Below are 21,270 nucleotides of genomic sequence, written 5' to 3' on the forward strand. Positions count from 1 at the left end.
TCGTAAACCTCGTTTACACCTAAAAGTGAGAAAATCGTAAACCTTTTTTACACCTCAAGCAAAGATATATTTTTTCCCTTTAAAATCAAATACATAAATCCCATTAATAGTTGGCCTGTCCTTTGCTCTACTAAAAGCAATCTTTGATCCATATCAAACTATTATCAACTTATAGGACAAGCATCATGAATACTGGCTTTTTAATGACCGAAATCATCGCGCTTTTTAGCATTGTAGGCTTAGCGCTACTACCTCTGGCTTTGCAGCAAATGCGTACGCTAAGAGTTAAGAGAAACTCCTAACCTTATCTATATATCTCTTAACGCTTATTGATTCCCAAGGGAGCCATTATGGACCTCGACGTCGCCATCTTATCTCGCATACAGTTTGCTTTTACTGTGAGCTTTCACATTATTTTCCCCAGCATCACCATTGGTTTGGCGACGCTGATTGCCATTTGGGAAGGCTTATGGCTTAAAACCCACAACCCTTACTATTTGCAGCTAGCCAAGTTTTGGATCAAACCCTTTGCGATTACATTCGGCATGGGCGTGGTTTCTGGCATCGTCTTGTCCTATGAATTTGGTACCAACTTCTCCAAATTCTCGGAGATTACCGGCGCGGTGCTTGGGCCATTGATGGCCTACGAAGTACTGACCGCTTTCTTTATGGAAGCCGGTTTTCTTGGCGTCATGCTGTTCGGTTGGCAACGTGTTGGTCGCAAGCTGCATTTCTTCGCGACGCTCACCGTTATGATAGGTACTTGGATTTCAGCGTTTTGGATCATTGTGGCGAACTCTTGGATGCAAACACCAACAGGCTACAAGATCATCAATGGCAAGTTTGAAGTCGAAAGCTGGATGGAAGTGATCTTCAATCCATCTATGCCATATCGCCTTACTCACATGGTAGTTGCGTCATTAATTACCGCGACTTTCGTGGTCGCTGGTATTAGTGCTTATTACTTATTGAAAAAGAAAAACATTCCTTTTGCGAAAAAAGGCTTGTCCATGTGCATGTGGTTTGCCTTGGTACTAACACCACTACAAGCCTGGATTGGTGATATGCATGGTTTGAACGTAAGAGAACATCAGCCAACTAAATTGGCGGCGATGGAAGGCATTTGGCCAGCGGAAGAAGAAAACGTTCCGTTATTGTTATTCGCTATGCCGAATATGCAAACCGAGTCGAACGATTATGAAGTCGGTATTCCAAACCTAGGTAGCTTGATCCTGACTCACTCTTGGGATGGCGCTGTGCAAGGCTTAAAAGCCGTACCACCAGAAGACAGACCGAATGTACCGTTAGTGTTTTGGTCTTTCCGTGTCATGGTGGGTATTGGATTTGGCATGATGGGTATCGCGGCACTAGCGCTCTTGTTACGCCGTAAAGGCCGCCTATATGAAAACAAAGCCTTCCTGTCTCTCGTAACATTATTTACACCTATGGGTGTCATTGCAGTACTGGCAGGTTGGTATGTGGTCGAAATCGGTCGTCAGCCTTGGATTGTCTACAACCTTGTTAGAACATCCGAGATTGTATCGCCACTTCCTCCAGAACGTGTGCTGTTTACCTTAACCATGTTTGTCATCATTTACAGTCTGCTGATCGGTGTTTATCTCTACTTCATGCGTAAGCTGATTAAGAAAGGACCGCCATCAATGGAAACACTAGAGCAGCAACTTATTGGTATGAAAGCGCCGGGCTATGCATTGGCTTGGGTGAAGTCGCTGAAAACGAAAGAACAGCATTCGACAGATTTGAAAACAAAAGATCAATCAACAATAGAACAAGGAGATAAATGATGGATTTGGCTCTTTTCTACTTCCTTGTCTTAGGCTTTGCCATTTTTATGTACGTGTTACTCGATGGCTTCGACCTAGGGATTGGCATTCTCTACCCTTGGTTTAACCAAGAAGGCGAGCGCGACCATTTAATGCGTTCTATTTCACACGTTTGGGATGGCAACGAAACCTGGTTGGTCTTTGGTGGTGTGGTGTTGTTTGCGGCGTTTCCAGCCGCTTATGCTGGTATTACCTCAACCTTTTATCTGCCTATCATGCTGATGCTGTTTGCTTTGATCTTTCGTGGCGTGGCGTTCGAGTATCGCTTTAAGTCCGATACCTCTCGACCTTATTGGGATTTCGCTTTTAGCGCAGGCTCTGCTATCGCGGCGTTTTGCCAAGGCATGTTGCTAGGCTCAATCGTTCAAGGCGTTCCAGTCGGTGTCGACAGCTTATCCAGCCTACATTGGCTAACGCCTTTTTCTATATTAACTGGCTTTGCCGTAATGGCTGGTTATGCTCTATTAGCCGCTTGTTATTTGTTTATGAAAAGTCGTGGCCGCATTCAAGATCACGCAGCTAAGTTAGGCAAACGCCTCTTGCTGATCACCATTTTAGCCATGGTAATAGTGAGCTTGTGGACAGTGGCAAATCAAGTAGACATTCGTCAGCGTTGGTTCTCTGGTTTGAATTTCTTGTGGTTATCGCCCTTACCTATTATCACCTTGGTGGTCGCGGTTTTGGCCTGGAGAGATCTAAACAGTCACGCTACAGGAACCGTTCATCATGAAGGTCGACCTTTTTGGTATGCCGCAACGCTGTTCTTACTGGGCTTCGCAGGTCTTGTTGTCGGTTTGTTTCCATATCTGATACCAAGACAATTAACCTTTATGGAAGCCGCATCGCCAGACAGCAGCTTACTCTTCTTGCTACCAGGTATATGCATTTTCGTACCATTGATTTGTGCCTACACTTTATGGGGCTATCGCGTTTTTGCTGGTAAGGTGGAAGATTATCAGGAGGGGTACTAATGCTGTTAAAAAGCCTGAAAGAAAAAGCCGCCAAACTCAAATCGTGGCAATGGTTTTTGCTCTTATACGGTGTCGGTTTTATTGCAGTATTAACTGCGTCTTACGGCATTAAACTACTGATGACTGGGTTGCCTTAAAAAGGCATAGTTACCAAGAAAATTGATTAAAAGAAGCGCATATTTCATTTATAGAAATATGCGCTTTTTTAGTATTGGTTATTTAGTACCCTAGACTACTAAGCTTCAGCTTTCATGGTATTGGGCTTTGTTTGAATGCTTGCTTTGAACAGTAATCCAGCAAATAACACAATACCGATAACGCGAGCGCCCAACACAGCAATAGACGTGTCCGTTGCCGCTGCAGGCCATGCAATTAATACCGCTGCGACCACATAGGCTAACCGAGTAGGCCAAGATAAGTTCTCACGTAACCAGCCAGAAAAGCCGATACTCATTGATGAGGTTGCCAAAGTCGCAAACGAGATCGCTGCGATAACACTAGCAGTTGTTCCTATCAACAAAACCCCCGGCATAGTGACGAACAAGAACGGCACCAAGAGCTTTACAAAACCCAAACGCATAGATTCAATCGCTGTCTCATTAGGATCTGCTCCGGAAATAGTAGAAGCAGCGTAAGCAGCCAATGCGACAGGAGGAGTAATCGCTGATACCAAACCAAAGTAAAAAATAAACATATGCGCAGACAAGGTTTCCATACCTAACTGAGTCATCGCCGGAGCAACCAATACCGCGAGCAATAAATACGCTGCCGATGTCGGTAATCCCATTCCTAAGACAAAAGACGCCAACGCAGTGAGCAACAAGACAGCCCACAAATTGCCGTCGCCTAGTTCAATGATCAAACCTGACAACATCAAGCCCATACCAGTTAAATTCAATATCCCGATAATAACGCCTGCCGCCGCCACAGCTGCAACGATTGGTAAGGTTGAAGACAATGTCTCTTTACAAGCAGCTATAATATCTAGCGCATTTATACGAGTGGCTTTTTTCCAAGGACAAACTAACAAACCAGCTAGAATCCCCATAACAGCGGCTTGAGTTGGTGACTTGCCTGAAATCATCAGGCCGATCAAAACCACCAATGGAAGCAGAAGATAGCTCTTCGTTCTAAGAGTTCTTAGTAACAGCTGTAAGCCAGCTTCTGTATCTCTTGCTAAGTTAAGACGTCCTGCCTCAAGGCGAACCGAAATCATCAAGGCTAAAATATACAAAAGAGCGGGAACCAAGGCCGCCATTGCAACTTCAGCATAAGGAATCCCAATCATTTCCGCCATCAAGAAAGCAGCTGCGCCCATAACCGGCGGCATAATTTGCCCAGCCGAAGACGCAGCGGCTTCAATCGCACCAGCCAATTTCGCGCTGTAGCCGACACGCTTCATTAATGGAATGGTAAAGGTACCTGTGGTCACTACGTTCGCGACGGCACTACCGTTAAGCGAACCAAGCAATGCACTAGACAAAGCAGCAGACAATCCAGGACCACCTTGCACACGCCCTGTCAAACCACGGGCTAAATCAACAAAAACCTCACCAGTGCCAATCTTAGTTAAGATGGCACCAAACAAACCAAATAGGAAAATATACTCAACGGCGACGCCCATTGGCACACCATAAACCCCTTCTGTTGATAACATCAGAGTTGAGGTAAAACGACTAATGTCATAACCACCGTGACCATATTTACCGGGGATCAAATAGCCAAAGTACGCGTAAAGGAAAGCGAGGGTCATTAGGGTAATCAATGCCCAGCCTACCGCGATACGAACAAAGACAAACACCACCACAATGAGAGCAATAAAGATCAACCTATCTTGCTCAACCGACATAGCGCCACGCATGACAATATCAATATAGTAATGCCACAAATAAGGTCCCGGAATTAACGCCAATAGAGCCAATAGATAAAACGCTCCACGACCCGCAACACTTTTGTATCTAAGCGCATAAAACAGCATGGCAGCCGCCGCGACTAAAGAGAAAAACGACGATCTCAATAACAACGCGGTAATGCCGCCATAATACGCGCCATAAAGTACAAGACCGGCGATTCCAGCGGCGATCACACTAAATAATAAAGAGACTGCTAGACGTTCCTTGCTACCAGCGAATTTTGATTCAAGGAGCAAGCTTTGAAAGCCATTGCTGGAACCTGAGTTCAACATAATGACGCTCCTATTTTCCGTTTACTTCGTCATAATATTTTTTCGCACCTGGGTGCAAAGCAATAGGAGTACGTTTCGCCGTTTCTAACGAAATTGCTTTTGCCTGCGGGTGAATTTGACCTAGTTCATCTAGATGAGAAAAAATAGTTTTGGTGATGTTATAAATTTTGCTCTGATCTTCTTTACCGCTCGTAAACAAAATCGCTGGATCGTTAATCATCAAGACTTGTTTGTTCTGATCTGGATAAGTGCCTGCTGGCAAAGAGAAAGCTTGGTAGAAAGGATACTTTTGAATCAAACTATCTAGTTTCTCAATACTGGCAGACAAAAGCTTCATATCTGTCTGTGAATCTAGGTCAATCAAAGAAGAAGTTGGTGCACCAGCCAAAACCACAGTAGCGTCAACTTGACCGTTCACCAGTGCTTTTACACCTTCATTGTATGAAAGAAAACGTGGTGTGATATCGTCAAAGACACCGTATTCTTGCAACAAGCGAGTTGCTAATACAGCAGCATTACTTCCTGGAGGTCCCATGCTGACACGCTTGCCTTTTAACTGTTCAAAAGAGTCAACTCCATTTCCGGAAATCGTCGCAACTTGCAATACGGCTGGATATAAATAGGCAATACCGGCAACATCCAATGGCCCACTTACTTTAAATGGGCCTTCGCCATTCTTAGCTTCAAACAGTGTAGAAGATGATGAAAGCCCTAGCGTCATTTGACCCGCTGCAACTCGGTGATTGTTTTCAACAGATGCACCAGTTACTTCAGCTCGTGCCGTGGTATTTTCCATATATTTGTTAAGTGTTTCAGAAATGCCCGCGCCAATCACATAAAACAAACCACCGGTTCCGCCGGTACCAATGGATACGCGCTCAGCAGCTTGTAAAGGGCTATTTACTAAGGTCGCACACAAAGCGCTCGCTATAAGCAGTTTTTTAAACATAGTATTCTCCAACTTATTTTTGTTTTGTTATTGCCTAGAACACTTTAGCGAGGAAACCTTTCATGAACCTTTCATGGGCCTTTAATAACCCATAAAAATTAAATCTACGGTAATGCTGAAGAATCGTTAGGAACAGTAAACATAGCATTATCCCACTCATGATAAATGAGCTGTTTTTTGGCATCATCTGTTTGAATCAGTAGTTCAAGGCCTAGAGGAATTGGGCGAAAAATCCCATGCGGTAACTTACTCAACTCATCACGACTATATGGACCTTTTACCTTGGTACTAATTGGCGTAATGCCAGATTGATTAGCAAGTATATGCTGCCCTTCTGGGGACAATAAAAGATCGATAAAACGCTTCGCTAATGTCGGCTGTTGAGCATCACGAGGAATAAACGCCGTGCGCATAATGATTGTCGTATAATCCGTCGGCATGATGGTTTTTATCCATGCATACTTTTGTGACCACTGATATGAATAAGCACCAACAAGATTATAGGCGATAAATATCTGACCTTTTAATAGCGCATTAAGCATCGACGAAGTATCTGTATAAAGCCGAGCTTGATGCGTACCAAAAGCTTCTAACAATCGTCCATAACTGCGAGATTGTTGTCCATCATAGGCCCACGCCAAATAACCTAAACCTGACTGCTGAATATCAAATAAGCCGATTTTATCGTCTAGAAGGTGATTTTTACTACGAATCAAATTCAATAACTGCTCGCGACTCAGCGGCAAAGCCTCTCCAGCCAAAATATCGCTATTTAGCGCCGTTACGATAGGTTCGTAGGTAAACCCAAACAGCTCATTTCGCCAATGTGAATCCTTGGGGACATTACTAAGCTCTGGCGAATCATAAGCCAATGCGTAACCATCGTTTGCCAATTTAAATTGAAGATCCATCGCGGGACTAAGCATCACATCCGGCCTAACATTAGGTTGCGAGATAAATTGCTCGTATAAATGACGAGTATTCGATTCAGTGTAATGAATTGCTACATTCGGGTATTTTTCTTGATAAGCCTTAAACAAAGGCGAGATCGCCTGATGATTTATAGCGCCATAAATAGCCAGTACATCTTCTTGATACTTTGGCTGTTTATTCAAACTTGGAAAAGTAATATATGTAGTTTGTTGCACCGCATCAGCGAATACCATACGACTAACCAAGATTAAACAAAGTCCCAGCACGTAACTAACTTTCATAAGAAAGTCCTTTTCGTTGGGGAAAAATAACTTCCACAATCAATCCGGTTGGCTGGTTGTCTTTTAAATGGAATCTGGCGTCATGATGCTCTGCGACTTCTTTGGCAATGGATAAACCAATCCCAGAACCAGAGGCAAAGTTATCTGGACTACGATAAAAATACTCAAAAATATGCTCTTTATCCTGGTCAGGAACGCCAATACCTTGATCTCGAATTTGCAACACTACTGAAGTCTCAGATAGCTCATCCATCACCATTAGCTCAACTTCAACAACGCTGCCCTTCGGACTGTATTTAATGGCATTTTCAATGATATTTTGCAGCATCTGCTTTAGTGCGAATTCATCACCGTTAATAGTAACTTGGATGTCTCCTAAATATTCAATTTCAACCTGTTGTTCTAGTGCCCAAACCACCAGCTCGCGACAAGTCTCTTTGGTCACATGATCCAAAGACACCGGACTAAAAGGATGACTCTGATAACGATGTGTCAACGTAGCGCGACTAAGAAGTTGGTTGACCGTGTTAGTCAATACATTACTGCTTTCTAAAATATGTTGTAGTTGCTTTTGACGTAACACTTCATCGGTTTCATCTAGAGCATTTTGCGCCTGTGAATTCAAACCAGCCAAGGGTGTTCGTATCTGATGGGCGGCTTCTGCCGTGAAGCGTTTTAAACGGCTTAATGTATTATCCAACTGAGCCATAAAGTAATTAATGCTCTTTAATAAAGGCGCTATTTCGCTGGGTACATTGGCTTCTAAAGGCGATAATTCTTGAGGGGAACGTTCGGTTATGGCTTGCTTGATCGCTTGTAAAGGCTGCAATACCCGCCAAATAACAAAGAGTAGTAAGAGCAAGGTAATAAAGAAAAATAAGGTAACAAACTGCAATGCCATTTGGCTGATTTCAGTCGCGGCTGCGCGTCGTGCGTCCAATGTTTGCCCGACAATAATAAAAACATCGTTCACACTATCCGCTTCTAGCAAGCGTTTTCCCAACGCAACAAAACGCACCGTCTCACCGTGATACATGGCTTCATAATAAATAGGAATAAATTTTTCTTTCTCGCTGGATTGCTGAAGTAACTGGGTAAACGGAATATTGGGAAGATCTTTATAACCTGTCAGCACCTGATATTGTCCATTCATAATAGAATAGAAGGCACGATCAGAGGTAGATAACGCCAAGGTTTCAAAAGCGGAAACGGGCAAATCGATAAAAAACTGCGAATCCAAAATATTAATGTTTTCGGCCATCTGTAAAGCTGAACCATATAAAAGTCGGTCATAAGACTCTTTTGCCGCTCTATTCGCGTAGATATGTGCGCTCCAAAGAGCCACAACGTTAATGACGATCAGCACCGTCGCAACCATTAGGATCAATTGCCGACGAATCGACGTGGTCGCCTTAGCCATGATGTTTTTCCAACAAATAACCAAGACCACGAATGGTTCTGATATTGATATCACTGTCTTGCAGGGATTTCCGTATGCGTGCTACGTAGATTTCAATCACACTTGAGTTTGGATTTTCATTAAAGTTATAAATATGTTCGATCAATGCCTCTTTGCTTAAAACCCGCCCAGTGTGACTGATAAACACCTCTAATAAACGAAACTCTCGTTGTTTTAGGTCAATTAGATTACCGTCAACGGTTACCGAACATGCTTGAAGATCTAAACTGACATTTCCATATTCTATGGTGTTTTGCGCTTGTCCTTGGCTACGACGCAGTAAGGCACGACAACGAGCCTCAAGCTCTCCAAAGTCCACTGGCTTAGTCATATAGTCATCTGCACCTAAATCCAATAACTCAATGCGATCTTTAATTCCGTCACGCGCAGTTAGCACAATCACAGGCGTATTAGAGTGTTTTTTTCGCAGAGTTTGTAAAATTTGATTGCCTGTCATATCCGGCAAATTTAGATCTAGTAGCATGAGATCGTATTCTTGCAAGGCCAACATCTGATTTGCCTGTAAACCGGTCTGAGCAAGATCAAGACCATGCCCCATTCGACTGATTCTTTGGCTAATGGCTTCGCCTAAAATACGGTCATCTTCCACTACTAAAATACGCATAATACTGATGCTCTTGTGACGTCTTTATTTTTATAAGGCAAATTGAATGTGTGTGATATTCAGTTTCTTACTCGGAACTTTGTCAATTTAGCCTATATTCCGGCGTGAAAGAATGGGCTATCTCTTCTATCAATACATGAAATGGAAAATGAATACGGAGCCTTTTGCAATTAAAGGGACCATTCTCGGTCTGTGTCCTTCATTCTTTTGTTATCTGTCCATGTGCAAACTTATCGAAAACACGTAAAGTGATTGGCTTATTTTTCGCCTCACTATTGTACGGTTAAGGACTCAACATGATTCGCAAAGATATGTTTTTGGCGCTGATTATTATCGTCGCATGGGGCTTTAACTTTATCGTTATGCGCTGGGGCTTGGACGAGCTAACACCGATGATGTTGGGTGGCTTACGCTTCCTGGTCATCGGTATGATTGGCTGTTTCTTTTTCTCTCGCCCAAATACACCACTACTTTGGTGTATTGGCTACGCCTTATCATTGAACTTCGGGCAATTTGCGTTTTTATTCAGCGCCATGTCGTTTGGTATGCCTGCGGGACTTGCGTCTTTGGTGCTGCAATCTCAGGCGATTTTTACGCTCGTGTTCGCTATTTTATTGTTGAAAGAAACCGTACGCCCTTATCAAGTACTTGCTATCGGTATTGCGATTGGTGGCTTGGCGGTCATCGGATTAGACAATGAAGACACCACCATGACTGCACTTGGTTTTGGTTTAACCTTAGCCGCCGGCTCAAGCTGGGCAATGGGCAATATTTTTACTAAAGTCATCAGCCGAAAAGGCTACGATGCCAACCTCAACCTTATTGTTTGGTCTAGCTGGGTTCCGCCTGTGCCTTTCTTTCTGTGTGCTTACTTCATTGATGGCGGCGACGTTATGTGGAGTAACATCGTTAATTTGAACTTCAAATCCCTTGCATCACTGGCTTATTTGTCAATCTTTGCAACATTCATCGGCTACGGTTTATGGAGCCATTTATTGTCCCGCTACCCAGCGGCAACGGTTGCTCCGTTAACCTTGGGGGTGCCTGTTGTCGGCCTAACCTCAGCGGAAGTATTCCTGTCTGAAACGGTTAGCGCTATGCAATGGGTAGGAATTTTAGTCGTATTGCTTGGCTTAATGCTGAACACATTCGGCGGGCGCTGGCTAAAGAAGGTAAGCCAGCACGCCGCTTAAAAACGGTTAGGAAATAAAAGACTGGTTAATCTTTTCGATCCTGTTGCGCGTCGATTTTATCCGCGAGGCGTGCAACCTGAGCCTGTAGCTCTGAAATCTGCGTCACCAAAGCCTGATGGTGATTTTCTTGGTTCTCATGTTCTTCCAGTGCTGTTTCGCGAGTCATCACATCCAATACTACACCGACCATCATGTTTAAAAACACAAACGCGGTTAAGAATATGAAGATGATGTAGAAGATCCAACTAAACGGATACACTTCCATGGTTTCGTACATGACATCCGTCCAATCTTCAAACGTTGCAACGCGAAACAATGTCAGCATAGAGATAGCAATATCACCCCAAAGCGTTTCATTCACTTGATGGAAAAAGATAGAGCCAACCGCCGCGAAGATGTAAAAGATGATAAACATCAGCAAGGCAATGTAGCCCATTTTCGGGATGGCTTTAAGCAAAGCATTAATCAGGAAGCGCAGATCAGGGATAATAGACACCAGACGCAAAACTCGGAACACTCGTAACAAACGTGCGACAAGAATCATCTCGGTCTCAGAAATCGGCATCAAACTACCGACAACAATAACAGTATCGAAAATATTCCAAGGGTCTGTAAAGAAGCGGCGCTTATCATCACAAGCAATAAAGCGCAGGGAAAGTTCAATCAGAAAGAAGACGGTAATGAAGTTATCTAAGTAATTAATGGCTTTATCGATGCCATAAGGTAAGGAATAGGTTTTTGCACCAACCGTTAATGCTGCAACCACAATGATGCTAATAATAAAACCTTGGAACCACGCACTGCGCTCAATGCGCTTCATCGTAGTAAACCAACTTCCAGAACGACTCATTTCCATGCTTTTCTACACCTAATATGCAATATTGAAAACCTGCAATAAAGACAGGTGGCGCCATATTAAGTTCATATCATGCAGAAGAAAAGCAGAAGCGAGTTAAGTTGTAGCGCTTGATGATTAAGTTCGTTTTACTCTCACAACCTTCATGATCTCAACAGGAATTCCCGCAACCATTTCTTGTGTAGGGTAATAGGTTAGGTTGACACGAGCACCGCGCAAAGTGCGATATTTGCCTTGGCGTTTGAAACGAAAAGGCACGTCGTAACCTTCTATCATTAAGGTGTGCAGCACCCAATCTTCTTGAGGGCGTTGAGCATGAGATTTCACTTTCAGCGCATCTGAATGAATAAGCGCATCATTGTTTTTTAACAAAGACTCAGGATCGGATTTCACAAGAGACTTCCTTTCTTAAAGATGAAAGCCTCTTAGTATGACACAAATATCTGAGATCTTAAAAAATTGATTATTTTTCACTCAACGTTAAGAAGAAGTACTTTGGTCCTCAACTTTATTAGTTGAGGTACTAGATGCTGTAAATTGACTCATTGCCTGCGCTGCTTCTCGACTTTCAAAGCGTATAACCGCTTTTTGTAGAATCAAACTGTTTGGATAAGTCACTACATCGCCTGACAACCGATGAATAATTACATGGAAGGTCGATATTTCTGACACTTGCCCTAAGATCTCATCGTCTTTATCTACAACCTTGACCCAATCCCCCACTCGATAAGGAAAACCAAAGAAGATAATCAAGCTAGCGGTAATGTTGCTTAAAATGGACCATTGAGCAAACAACGCCACACCAACGACGGCAAACACAGACGAGAAAAAGATCGCTAGCTGGCCATACCCAATACCAAGAACTAAACAAATCAATAAAATAAAAATCGCAGTAAAGCCAAGGTTTAGCATTTTCGAAACATAGGTTATTCGCACTTCGTTCGCGAATTTCTTTTGCCCTAATAATGTGACACTGGATTTCAAGATGCGAGAAACAATGATGTAAGCCACCACCAATAAAGCGATTAAGCCAATTTGCACCATCATGCTTTTTCTCCTAATACGGATTTATAAAACATAAAACAACACACAAGGGATGATACCTACACTCATCAAATTACTAATCAACACAATCGACGCCACTTTATGTGGCTCTTGTTGGTATAACTCCGCCACCATGTAATTCAACACGGCAGGCGGTAAACAGGCAAAGATCAACAAATAGGCGAAATTTTCTGGCGACATGCCAACAACATAATACCAAATAGCAGCAATTATCAGACCGCTTAACGGACATAAAAAGCCGCTGATAACACCAAGCTTCCACTCACTAAAGTCCACATTCGTCATACGAACACCAAGCGCAAATAGCATCAGAGGAATGGCTATTTGCCCCATCATATCCACAGACACCTTCACTGCAGGGATTACCGTCCAACCTTGTAAACTCCAAACTAAACCAAGTATCGTCGCGATGATCATCGGCATTTTTAGCACATTAAGCAGGTTGGTTTTTGGATTGAGCAAATACATGCCAACAGTAAAATGCAGCAAGTTTTCGGTGAGAAACAGCACTACAGCGATAGGTAAAGCGGATTCACCAAACGCCAAAACAATCAATGGAATACCTAAGTTACCACTGTTATTAAACATCATTGGCGGAACCAATGTCTTTGGCGAGATTTTTAGCCACTTACAAAGAGGCCAAACGAGTAATCCTGAGCCTAAAACAACGACTGTGGCCGCGATAATCAGATCGACATATTGAGCTATGTGGAAATCTTTCGACGCCATAACTGAAAAAATCAACGCGGGGCAAAACACACTGATATTAATGCGGTTTGCCACCGTCATGTCAGTTGGGCGAACCCGTGCATAAAAGAATGCCACCAGCACTATACTGGCCAGTGGAAAAACCGTATTAAAGATTTGTAAGAATATCGTCGAAGTGTCCATTAATAGCCTCTATCCCGAAGGGCAATAGCTTAACGCCCTTGCATTAAAAGACCAAGATGGAATAGCGATTAGTTTTTCTCAATAAGCGTTGAGGGGATCAAAATAAAACGCTGGGCTACCTCTTTCCCCTTCAATAAATCCATACCAATTTCGATGGCTTTTTCTGCCATAGGAATAGGGCGCTGAACGGCAGTGGCAATCCAAGGGTTACCCTTTTGCTTAATAAGCTCGGCAGCAAATGGCGCACCGTCAATCGATGCCAATACGAATTCATTACGATTCGCTTGTTGAGCAGCACGCAAAGCACCAAATGCTGTTGGATCATTAATAGTAAATACCGCATCGATGTGATGGTATTCTTCCATTAAATACGTCATGGCTTCCATTCCGCCCTCTACACTGCCCGTACCGTTCATTCGATCGCTTAACAGCGTGATATCTGGGTATTTATTTAATGCGGATTTACAACCAGCGACTCGTTCAATGACAGACGATACTAAGACGCCATTAATAATGACAAAGTTACCTTGGTAGCCGATTTTCTCCGCCAGTTTCTCACACGCTATAGCGCCAGCTTGAACATTATCTGTCGTAATAGTCGCGTCTGCACCTTGGGCATTTACATCCACCGCAATCACTTTGATCCCAGCTCGTTGAGCTTTTGCGACGACGGCAGCGACCTTATATTCGTCCGCTGCGGTTAATATGATCAAATCAACTTTTTGCTCAATAAAGTCATTGATTTGACCTATTTGGCGTTGCCAATCATACGCATCTGAACGAATAAGCATTTTTACTGGCTCACCCGCCAGCTCTTCCGCTTTTGATGAAACCGTGTCCACGAGCTGGACAAAGTAAGGATTGCCCAAATCAGCAACACTAATACCAATCGATTTAAGTGGCTGAGGCTCTGAGGATTGTGAAGCCAAAGGGGAAAGTGAAACAGCGACAATAGAAACCGCCAATAGGCTTGGCATCAGGCGATAGCCCTTCCAAAGCTGTCGCACTTTATAAAAACGCGATATTGACTGTTTAATTAGGCTCATTTTGTTTCCCCTGATGAAAGGCCGCTATTTTGCCCTACCTGACGGCAGATAAAAATAGCGACTGGGCTTTTATCTTAGGCCGCTTCTTCCTCTGACTCACTAACTTCCATCGCACCTGTCATAATGGCAACGGCATCGGACATAGTATGAGACTGAGGCGTGACAATCGCCGCTCGCTTACCCAAACGATGGATGTGGATACGATCCGCGACTTCAAACACATGCGGCATGTTATGGCTAATCAAGATAATTGGTAATCCGCGATCACGAACCTCTTTGATCAAGTTCAACACTCGACGCGATTCTTTTACACCAAGCGCTGCGGTTGGCTCATCCATTATCACCACTTTGCTACCAAACAAGGCAGAACGAGCAACCGCTACACCCTGACGCTGACCACCCGAAAGTGACTCAACCGCTTGGCTGATATTTTGAATAGTCATTAAGCCCAGCTCGGTCATTTTATCCTTAGCGCGGCGCTCCATTTCTTTCTTATCAAGCATGCGGAACACCGAACCCAAAATACCTGGCTTACGCAGCTCTCTTCCCAAGAATAAATTGTCCGCAATGTTTAATGCTGGTGATACCGCTAAATTTTGATAAACGGTTTCGATGCCTAATGCGCGAGCTTCCATTGGTGAAGAGAAATGCACAGGTTTACCATCTAATAAAATTTCGCCTTCGTCTGGAATCAAAGCGCCAGACAAGGCTTTGATCAAGGAGGATTTACCTGCACCGTTATCACCAATCACCGCTAATATTTCACCTGGGTAGAGTTCAAAGTCAGCATGATCAATGGCTGTCACACTGCCATAGCGTTTGACCAAATTCTTTGTTTGTAACACTGGAGTTTTATCGTATTGTGCAGTCATTATGCTGTCCCTCTTCGAATCCACTGATCAATGCCCACAGCCGAAATAATCAAAATACCGACAGTAAACTCTTGCCATAGCACATCAACACCAGCAAGCGCTAAACCATTTCGGAAGACACCAACAACCAAGGCACCAATAAGCGTCCCATAAATAGAACCTCGCCCACCAAATAGACTACAGCCACCAATAACCACCGCAGTAATACTGTCGAGGTTTGTCATAGTGCCGGCTTGTGGACTGACCGAACCAATACGACCAATAAGTACCCATGCACCGATAGCACATACCACGCCAGCCAAGACATAGACAGACATCAAAATACGAGTGGTACGAATGCCTGCTAATTTCGCAGCTTCTGGATCATCACCCGTGGCGTAAACATGACGCCCCCATGCTGTCCAATTTAGGGCGTACCAAATAAGAAAGAAAATCCCCAACATCAACAGGGACCCATAAGTCAGTCTTGCCCCGAAGAAATCAATTGTTTGGCCTGTCCATTGCAACAATGGCGCAATATTACTGATGTCCTGCGAGCGAATGGTTTCACTTTTTGAGTACCAAAGATTCAGCGCAAAGAACACATTCCAAGAACCCAAAGTTGCAATAAAAGGCGGTATTTTTAAGCGCGTTATCAATAAACCATTAATAAAACCGGCTAAAGCACCAACCCCGATACCTATCAAAATCGACAAACTTGGATCAATACCATGGTTTACCGCCATCCGCCCCATAACAACGGAGGTCAGAACCATAATGGCACCTACAGACAAGTCAATGCCTGCGGTTAAGATAATCAATGTCTGCGCTACACCAATCACGCCAATAATAGTCACTTGCTGTAGCACTAATGACAAATTAAATGGGTGCAAAAAACGGTCACCGACAATGACACTAAAACTGATAACAGCCAACAGCAACACAATCAAAGGCGCAGCAATTGGATAATGATGAAGAAACTTCTTGAAGCGCTGCAAAGGGGTTTCTCGGCGCTCAAATTGTGCCACATAAGACTGTGCCTGATCTGCGACTTTATCGTGATCAAGTACCGCTGTGGACGGTTTTGTGTTGGTAGAACTCATAGACTACTCCAGACAGGAAACATTGCGCTAGACAGAAAAAGTGCCGTTAGCCAAACTCCCGGCTAACGGCAAATAAGGGCACCTTCACACCCATCTATCACAAGAGATTGATTAGCCCCAACACATCGCTAAACCAGTTGTAGAGCTAACAGAGTTAACACCTTTCACTGGTTCATCAGTAATTAACTGAACGCCTGTATCGAAGAAATCTAGACCATTTGACGCAGAAGGACGTGAGCCAGATTTAGCAAACTCAACAATCGCTGTTACACCTTCAGAGGCCATTTTAAGAGGGAATTGCATAGAAGTAGCGCCGATAACGCCATCTTTGATATTACGAACACCTGGGCAACCACCATCAACAGAAACGATCAATACGTCTTTTTCAAGTCCGAAAGATTTCAATGCTTCATACGCACCAGCAGCAGCGGGTTCGTTAATGGTATAAACCAAGTTAATTTCTGGATCTTTTTGAAGTAGGTTTTCCATCGCACGACGGCCGCCTTCTTCAGAACCTTGAGTCACATCGTTGCCAACAATACGTGGGTCTGTTTCATCGCCCATGCGATTGGGATTTTTAAGATCGATACCAAAACCTTGCAAGAAACCTTGGTCACGCGCAACGTCTACAGTAATTTGGCTTGTGCTCAAATCTAACATGGCAATTTTAGCGTCTTTGGCTTTATCGCCCATTTTCGCTTTTGCCCACATACCAATCATTTCACCGGCTTTAAAGTTATCCGTTGCAAATGTCATGTCTGCTGCACTAGCAGGACTAAGGGCGGTATCTAACGCGATAACAAGCAAACCTGCATCACGTGCTTTTTGAATAGTGGGTACAATAGCTGCGGTATCGCTAGGTGTAATAAGAATACCTTTAGCACCAGCGGCAATTAGATTTTCGATTGCTTGAACCTGAGTTTCGTTGTCGCCATCGTAGCGACCCGCGAAGGTACGCAATTCAACACCAAGCTCAGTGGCTTTTTGCTGTGCGCCTTCTTTCATTTTTACGAAAAATGGGTTGGTATTAGTTTTGGTGATAAGACCGATAATTGGGGCTTCAGCCATAGCCACGGTTGACAGTGTGCCAGCAGCAACTAGACAAGCCAATTTTTTGTACGGAATAAGATGCATGAATTTCATTGTTTTTATAACTCCAATTTTTGTTTTTATTATTGGCAGCGATGCCATTCAAAAACAGATCCAGCCCCGACTCTGCTTTGATAAAACACTATGAAGATAAAAAACTAATGAATAATTTCATCATTTAATCTTTTTTTGTAATATTTGTAACAATTCAATATTCGATCTGAAATATTCCACTTAACTCCTTGATGGTAAAAGGTTTTGAAATAAACAAATCTTCATCTTTTAATTGATATTTTTGTTTCAATTCGTCTCTTGGCAAACCAGACATCAGTAATATTGGTCCGGTAAAGCCAAACGAATCGGAATTCAGGCTGTGCGCCAGCTCAACACCACTCATGGTTCCTGCTAGGTTTACATCCGAAACAATGGCATCAGGAACAATCGCCTTACTTAATGCGTTCATCACAGCTTCGGCACAATCAAAGGTTTGAACCATAAAGCCCATTTTTTCCAATTGCTCGCGCATCACTCGACACACTTCTTCATCATCTTCCACCAACCACACTAAACTAAACTCCGGTAAAAGAATGATGTCTTGTTTGCTCGCTTTTTCTTCGAATACCCTTTTATCTTCTGCTAAAAGATCAATCGATGTAATTTGTTGAGGTAAGAACAGGCAAACACGCGTCCATTTGCCTTTTTCAGAGGTCACTTTGATTTCACCTCCGCTTTGTTTCACAAAACCATAAATCATACTCAAACCCAAACCACTGCCCTTGCCGACTGGTTTAGTGGTAAAGAAAGGCTCAAAAATGCGACCAATCACTTCATCGTCAATACCTTCGCCTGAATCTTCTACTCGAATACGAATCGCAGGAATCTCACTGTCTGGCAAAGTACATAACTTAGTTGAAAAGGCTAAACGGCCGCCGTCAGGCATAGCACTGGCGCTATTCAAGGATAAATTCAATAAGGCATTTTCTAGCTGGGACGGATCAATCAGACTCACCACATCAGGACATTGTAAATCACTCTCGACAACAATATGCGAGCCAACGCTGTATTCGACCAAATCCAGCATACCTTCGATCAAGTCATCTATTGCAATCGACACTGGGAAAAGCTGCTGACGACGACTAAAAGCCAATAAACGCTGCACTAGGTTGCTACTTTTTTCCGAAACAACAAGTGCTCGCTCTATGTAACGGGCTTGATCGGTGGTCTGTGGACGCGAGTCAGACAGCATTTGTAGATTCCCCATGATCGCTGCCAAGAGATTATTAAAGTCATGGGCAACGCCACCAGTCAGTTGCCCTAACATCTCCATTTTTTGCGCCTGACGTAACTGACTTTCAACACTCTTACGCTCAGTTAAATCCGTATATAAGGTAACAAAACCACCTTCAGGCATCGGCTTGGAACGAAACTCGATAATTTTTCCCGAATCAAAATGGCGCTCGAAACTTTGAAAACGTAAATGACGAGAGACATTCACTTCTTCCATATGAACTTGCTGGTTCTCTAGATTTAGGTTTTTATGCTGTCCTTGGTTTATTAAGTTTTGCACTTGGTCAATGGACATGCCGACACTCAAATCATCATCCGATAAATCAAACAATTTCTGATAACCCGAGTTCCAAGCAATCAGAGTGCCTTTTGAGGAAAACACGCTCAGGCCATCATTCATGTTATCGAAGATGGTTTCAAGCAAGCGTTTTTGTTCCGACAATTCGGCGGTGACTTCCAAACGCCTTAAAGCATCACGGCGGAATACCTCGAACGTGTCGGCTAACGTGCCTATTTCGTCATTACGACGTATTCCTGTGTGTTTTGAATCAACACGACCTAAGGAAAGCTGCTCCATATCGTTAGTAACAACACCTAAATCTTTGGTCATCCGCTGGCTATACCAATACAAACGAGTCAGACCCAACAAGAGAAACACGGATATACCAATAATCCAGTTTTGACCACGAGCAACAAACGAAGACACAGCTTGTCGCTGACGACTCACTTTCTTTTGCAATCCGCCCACAAAATCACTGACTTGTTTACTCAGCTGCTCGGATTTAGCTCGAATAGAAATCAGTAGGTAATTTTTACGCTCTTGGATTTGATTCAAACGTCGATGTGCCATCAGTAAGTCTTCTGCAATGCTTGCAACTTGCTCGTTTTGCTCTGATAACTTTAAGTTTTTCAGTATGCTTTCAGGCACTAAACTAGGCGATTCTAATAATTGCAATAACCAGACCAAACCCTGCTGGCTGTTTACGCTGGCAGCATCATCATTAAGAGGTAACTGACGAATACGAAATTGCTGAGCCAAACTGTCTTCGCGCAAGTACAGCTCTTCTCGCACCAAGGCAACAAGCTCTTCAAGCGTGGTTTGTAGATCGTCTAATCGCTCGTCGATATCACGTTGAAAAACAGAATCCGTCAAACTGTCTGCAACACCACGAAGTTCAAGAATACGTCGATGAATACGTTCAGATTCTGTTTGTAATTGAAACGGACGCCCAGAACCTGCGGTATAAGGCGCGATAGCGGCCAACTGAGCAACACCTTCGGCTAAGGTTAAAGACGTGCTGATTTCAGGTAGGGTTTCTGATTCGAATTCTGACAAAGAGGCTTCACTGACTCGCATGGATTGCCAGCCGATACCAACCATAAAAAATGCCACTAAGCTAATCGCTAAGATAGACAAAGAAGCTTTTTGACGGATACTGGTAAAGCGCATCTAATTAATCCGCACTGGGCCTTGGAAAAAATAACCGAGTCCACGTTGCGTTTTAATGAACTCCGGCGTTTTAGGGTTCGCCTCTATCTTTCGTCTTAGGCGTAGAATCAATACATCAACGGTTCGATCAAACACCTCGGTTTCTAAGCCTCGGCTTTGCTCTATTAATTGTTCACGAGAAAAAATACGATCTGGATGCCGAGCCAACACTTCCAACAAAGAAAACTCACCCAAGGTTAAGGTCACCAGCTTGCCGTTTGGATCATGCAAAAGACGCGCGGTTAAATCCAACGTCCAGCTACCAAATTTTAAACAGTCGTGATCTTGATTAATCGTACTTCCCGTCGTTGGTGGCACTTGGTAAGAACGACGCAACAAAGCATGAATTCGCGCCGTGAGTTCACGTAAATTAAACGGCTTCATCATGTAATCGTCTGCGGCTAACTCTAGACCTAAGATTCGATCTGTTTCGTCACCTTTACCGGTTAACATCATGATTGGCATCACAAAACGCTCTCGAATATCACGAGCGAGATTCAAACCATCTTCTTCGCGCAGATATAAATCCATCAGCACTAAATCAACGGGCTCAGCTTCAAGATGGAGCCACATCTGAGTACCATTTTCTGCTTCCAATACCTTATAACCCTTTTGCGATAAGGCATCACAAAGCAACTGACGAATATCTTGATCGTCATCCACTACCAATAAGGTTTTTTTATGTTGTTCTGTCATTGTCTGGGCTGGAATCCATTATCATTGTTATTAGACGCACACCAAGCTAGAGAAGAGGCTATTATTGCGCTATTAATATCATGTTAAAGTTAATAGACAATTAACAAAAGGAAAAGCTTCTCGTGCAGCAAAAACTCATCTCTCAGAAGAAACAGATCCATCTCGCTTTTGTAGATCCTGAGCAGTCCATTCTAGTCGAGAAGGATGAAATCGTGCTAACTGCGTTAGTGTCTGCAGGTATCCCGATTAAGCAAGCATGCACCAATGGTGTTTGCGGTGTTTGTCTGACGCCGTTGTTATCCGGTGAAATTGATTACGCCAATCGACAACCTCACGGATTAAACGAAAAAGAAAAGCAGAATGGCTACTTCCTACCTTGCATTGCCACATGCAAAAGCGATATCTCCATCGACAGGCCTAAAGTGAGACTGCGCTAACTGCCTAAAAACGTTATCAT

Annotated in this window: 20 protein-coding genes; 5 read left to right on the forward strand and 15 right to left on the reverse strand. The window is 43.4% G+C overall.

Features of this window, described 5'->3' with window-relative positions; all coding sequences use genetic code 11:
- Positions 1-350: 350 nt before the first annotated feature.
- The 3 genes from CCS02_RS20690 to CCS02_RS22200 are packed head-to-tail and all read left to right on the forward strand — an operon-like array spanning position 351 to position 2,952.
- Positions 351-1,805, forward strand: coding sequence for a cytochrome ubiquinol oxidase subunit I (locus CCS02_RS20690; RefSeq protein ID WP_100637582.1), 1,455 nt, complete (start codon positions 351-353; stop codon positions 1,803-1,805).
- Positions 1,805-2,815 (forward strand): cytochrome d ubiquinol oxidase subunit II, encoded by a 1,011-nt coding sequence (cydB, locus tag CCS02_RS20695; RefSeq protein WP_072842007.1) that lies wholly within the window; start codon positions 1,805-1,807, stop codon positions 2,813-2,815. Before CCS02_RS20690 ends, cydB begins: the two co-directional genes overlap by 1 nt.
- Positions 2,815-2,952 carry a hypothetical protein gene (locus CCS02_RS22200; RefSeq protein ID WP_157789929.1) on the forward strand — a complete coding sequence of 46 codons (138 nt, stop codon included), beginning with the start codon at positions 2,815-2,817 and terminating at the stop codon, positions 2,950-2,952. The genes cydB and CCS02_RS22200 overlap by 1 nt, the downstream gene beginning before the upstream one ends.
- A gap of 98 nt (positions 2,953-3,050) precedes the next feature.
- On the opposite strand, the gene CCS02_RS20700 is transcribed toward CCS02_RS22200, so the two are convergent.
- The 5 genes from CCS02_RS20700 to CCS02_RS20720 form a co-directional block, all read right to left on the reverse strand.
- On the reverse strand, positions 3,051-5,000 hold the full coding sequence (locus CCS02_RS20700; RefSeq protein ID WP_100637583.1) for a TRAP transporter permease: 1,950 nt from the start codon (positions 4,998-5,000) through the stop codon (positions 3,051-3,053).
- 10 nt (positions 5,001-5,010) lie between these two features.
- Positions 5,011-5,949 carry a TAXI family TRAP transporter solute-binding subunit gene (locus tag CCS02_RS20705; RefSeq protein WP_072842011.1) on the reverse strand — a complete coding sequence of 313 codons (939 nt, stop codon included), beginning with the start codon at positions 5,947-5,949 and terminating at the stop codon, positions 5,011-5,013.
- A 104-nt stretch (positions 5,950-6,053) separates the two neighbouring features.
- Positions 6,054-7,163 carry an ABC transporter substrate-binding protein gene (locus CCS02_RS20710; protein WP_100188534.1) on the reverse strand — a complete coding sequence of 370 codons (1,110 nt, stop codon included), beginning with the start codon at positions 7,161-7,163 and terminating at the stop codon, positions 6,054-6,056.
- A complete protein-coding gene (locus CCS02_RS20715) occupies positions 7,153-8,583 on the reverse strand; it encodes a sensor histidine kinase (RefSeq protein WP_100188533.1) in 1,431 nt (476 codons plus the stop codon). Before CCS02_RS20715 ends, CCS02_RS20710 begins: the two co-directional genes overlap by 11 nt.
- On the reverse strand, positions 8,576-9,247 hold the full coding sequence (locus CCS02_RS20720; protein ID WP_100637584.1) for a response regulator transcription factor: 672 nt from the start codon (positions 9,245-9,247) through the stop codon (positions 8,576-8,578). The genes CCS02_RS20715 and CCS02_RS20720 overlap by 8 nt, the downstream gene beginning before the upstream one ends.
- 296 nt (positions 9,248-9,543) lie before the next feature.
- On the opposite strand from CCS02_RS20720, the gene CCS02_RS20725 reads away from it, so the two are divergent.
- Positions 9,544-10,440, forward strand: a complete 897-nt coding sequence (locus CCS02_RS20725; RefSeq protein WP_100637585.1) for an EamA family transporter — start codon at positions 9,544-9,546, stop codon at positions 10,438-10,440.
- Positions 10,441-10,465: 25 nt separating this feature from the next.
- Here the strand turns inward: CCS02_RS20725 and CCS02_RS20730 are convergent, their stop codons facing one another.
- From CCS02_RS20730 to CCS02_RS20775, 10 genes are all read right to left on the reverse strand, one after another.
- The gene (locus CCS02_RS20730) at positions 10,466-11,296 is read right to left on the reverse strand and encodes an ion transporter (RefSeq protein WP_100637586.1); all 831 of its coding nucleotides are present in this window, start codon (positions 11,294-11,296) and stop codon (positions 10,466-10,468) included.
- 117 nt (positions 11,297-11,413) lie between these two features.
- The gene (locus CCS02_RS20735; protein WP_072842024.1) at positions 11,414-11,689 is read right to left on the reverse strand and encodes a hypothetical protein; all 276 of its coding nucleotides are present in this window, start codon (positions 11,687-11,689) and stop codon (positions 11,414-11,416) included.
- Between the two features lie 87 nt (positions 11,690-11,776).
- On the reverse strand, positions 11,777-12,343 hold the full coding sequence (locus CCS02_RS20740) for a mechanosensitive ion channel domain-containing protein (protein ID WP_100637587.1): 567 nt from the start codon (positions 12,341-12,343) through the stop codon (positions 11,777-11,779).
- Between the two features lie 21 nt (positions 12,344-12,364).
- Positions 12,365-13,252, reverse strand: coding sequence for an AEC family transporter (locus CCS02_RS20745; RefSeq protein ID WP_100637588.1), 888 nt, complete (start codon positions 13,250-13,252; stop codon positions 12,365-12,367).
- Positions 13,253-13,320: 68 nt separating this feature from the next.
- Entirely contained in the window at positions 13,321-14,298 is a 978-nt protein-coding gene (locus CCS02_RS20750) for a substrate-binding domain-containing protein (RefSeq protein ID WP_100637589.1), read from the reverse strand.
- Between the two features lie 74 nt (positions 14,299-14,372).
- Positions 14,373-15,170 (reverse strand): ATP-binding cassette domain-containing protein, encoded by a 798-nt coding sequence (locus CCS02_RS20755; RefSeq protein WP_072842030.1) that lies wholly within the window; start codon positions 15,168-15,170, stop codon positions 14,373-14,375.
- Positions 15,170-16,252 carry an ABC transporter permease gene (locus CCS02_RS20760; protein WP_100188527.1) on the reverse strand — a complete coding sequence of 361 codons (1,083 nt, stop codon included), beginning with the start codon at positions 16,250-16,252 and terminating at the stop codon, positions 15,170-15,172. The genes CCS02_RS20755 and CCS02_RS20760 overlap by 1 nt, the downstream gene beginning before the upstream one ends.
- Before the next feature lie 111 nt (positions 16,253-16,363).
- Complete coding sequence (locus CCS02_RS20765) at positions 16,364-17,395, reverse strand: sugar ABC transporter substrate-binding protein (protein WP_100188526.1); 1,032 nt, start codon at positions 17,393-17,395, stop codon at positions 16,364-16,366.
- A gap of 154 nt (positions 17,396-17,549) precedes the next feature.
- Positions 17,550-20,078: a PAS-domain containing protein gene (locus CCS02_RS20770; protein ID WP_100637590.1), complete on the reverse strand. Its 2,529-nt coding sequence runs from the start codon at positions 20,076-20,078 to the stop codon at positions 17,550-17,552.
- Positions 20,079-20,813 carry a response regulator gene (locus tag CCS02_RS20775; RefSeq protein ID WP_100637591.1) on the reverse strand — a complete coding sequence of 245 codons (735 nt, stop codon included), beginning with the start codon at positions 20,811-20,813 and terminating at the stop codon, positions 20,079-20,081.
- 122 nt (positions 20,814-20,935) lie between these two features.
- Here CCS02_RS20775 and CCS02_RS20780 point away from each other — a divergent pair, with 122 nt between their 5' ends.
- Positions 20,936-21,250 (forward strand): 2Fe-2S iron-sulfur cluster-binding protein, encoded by a 315-nt coding sequence (locus CCS02_RS20780; protein ID WP_269800436.1) that lies wholly within the window; start codon positions 20,936-20,938, stop codon positions 21,248-21,250.
- Positions 21,251-21,270 lie beyond the last annotated feature (20 nt).

This window comes from Marinomonas sp. ef1 (genome assembly GCF_002806845.1).
Taxonomy (GTDB): domain Bacteria; phylum Pseudomonadota; class Gammaproteobacteria; order Pseudomonadales; family Marinomonadaceae; genus Marinomonas; species Marinomonas polaris.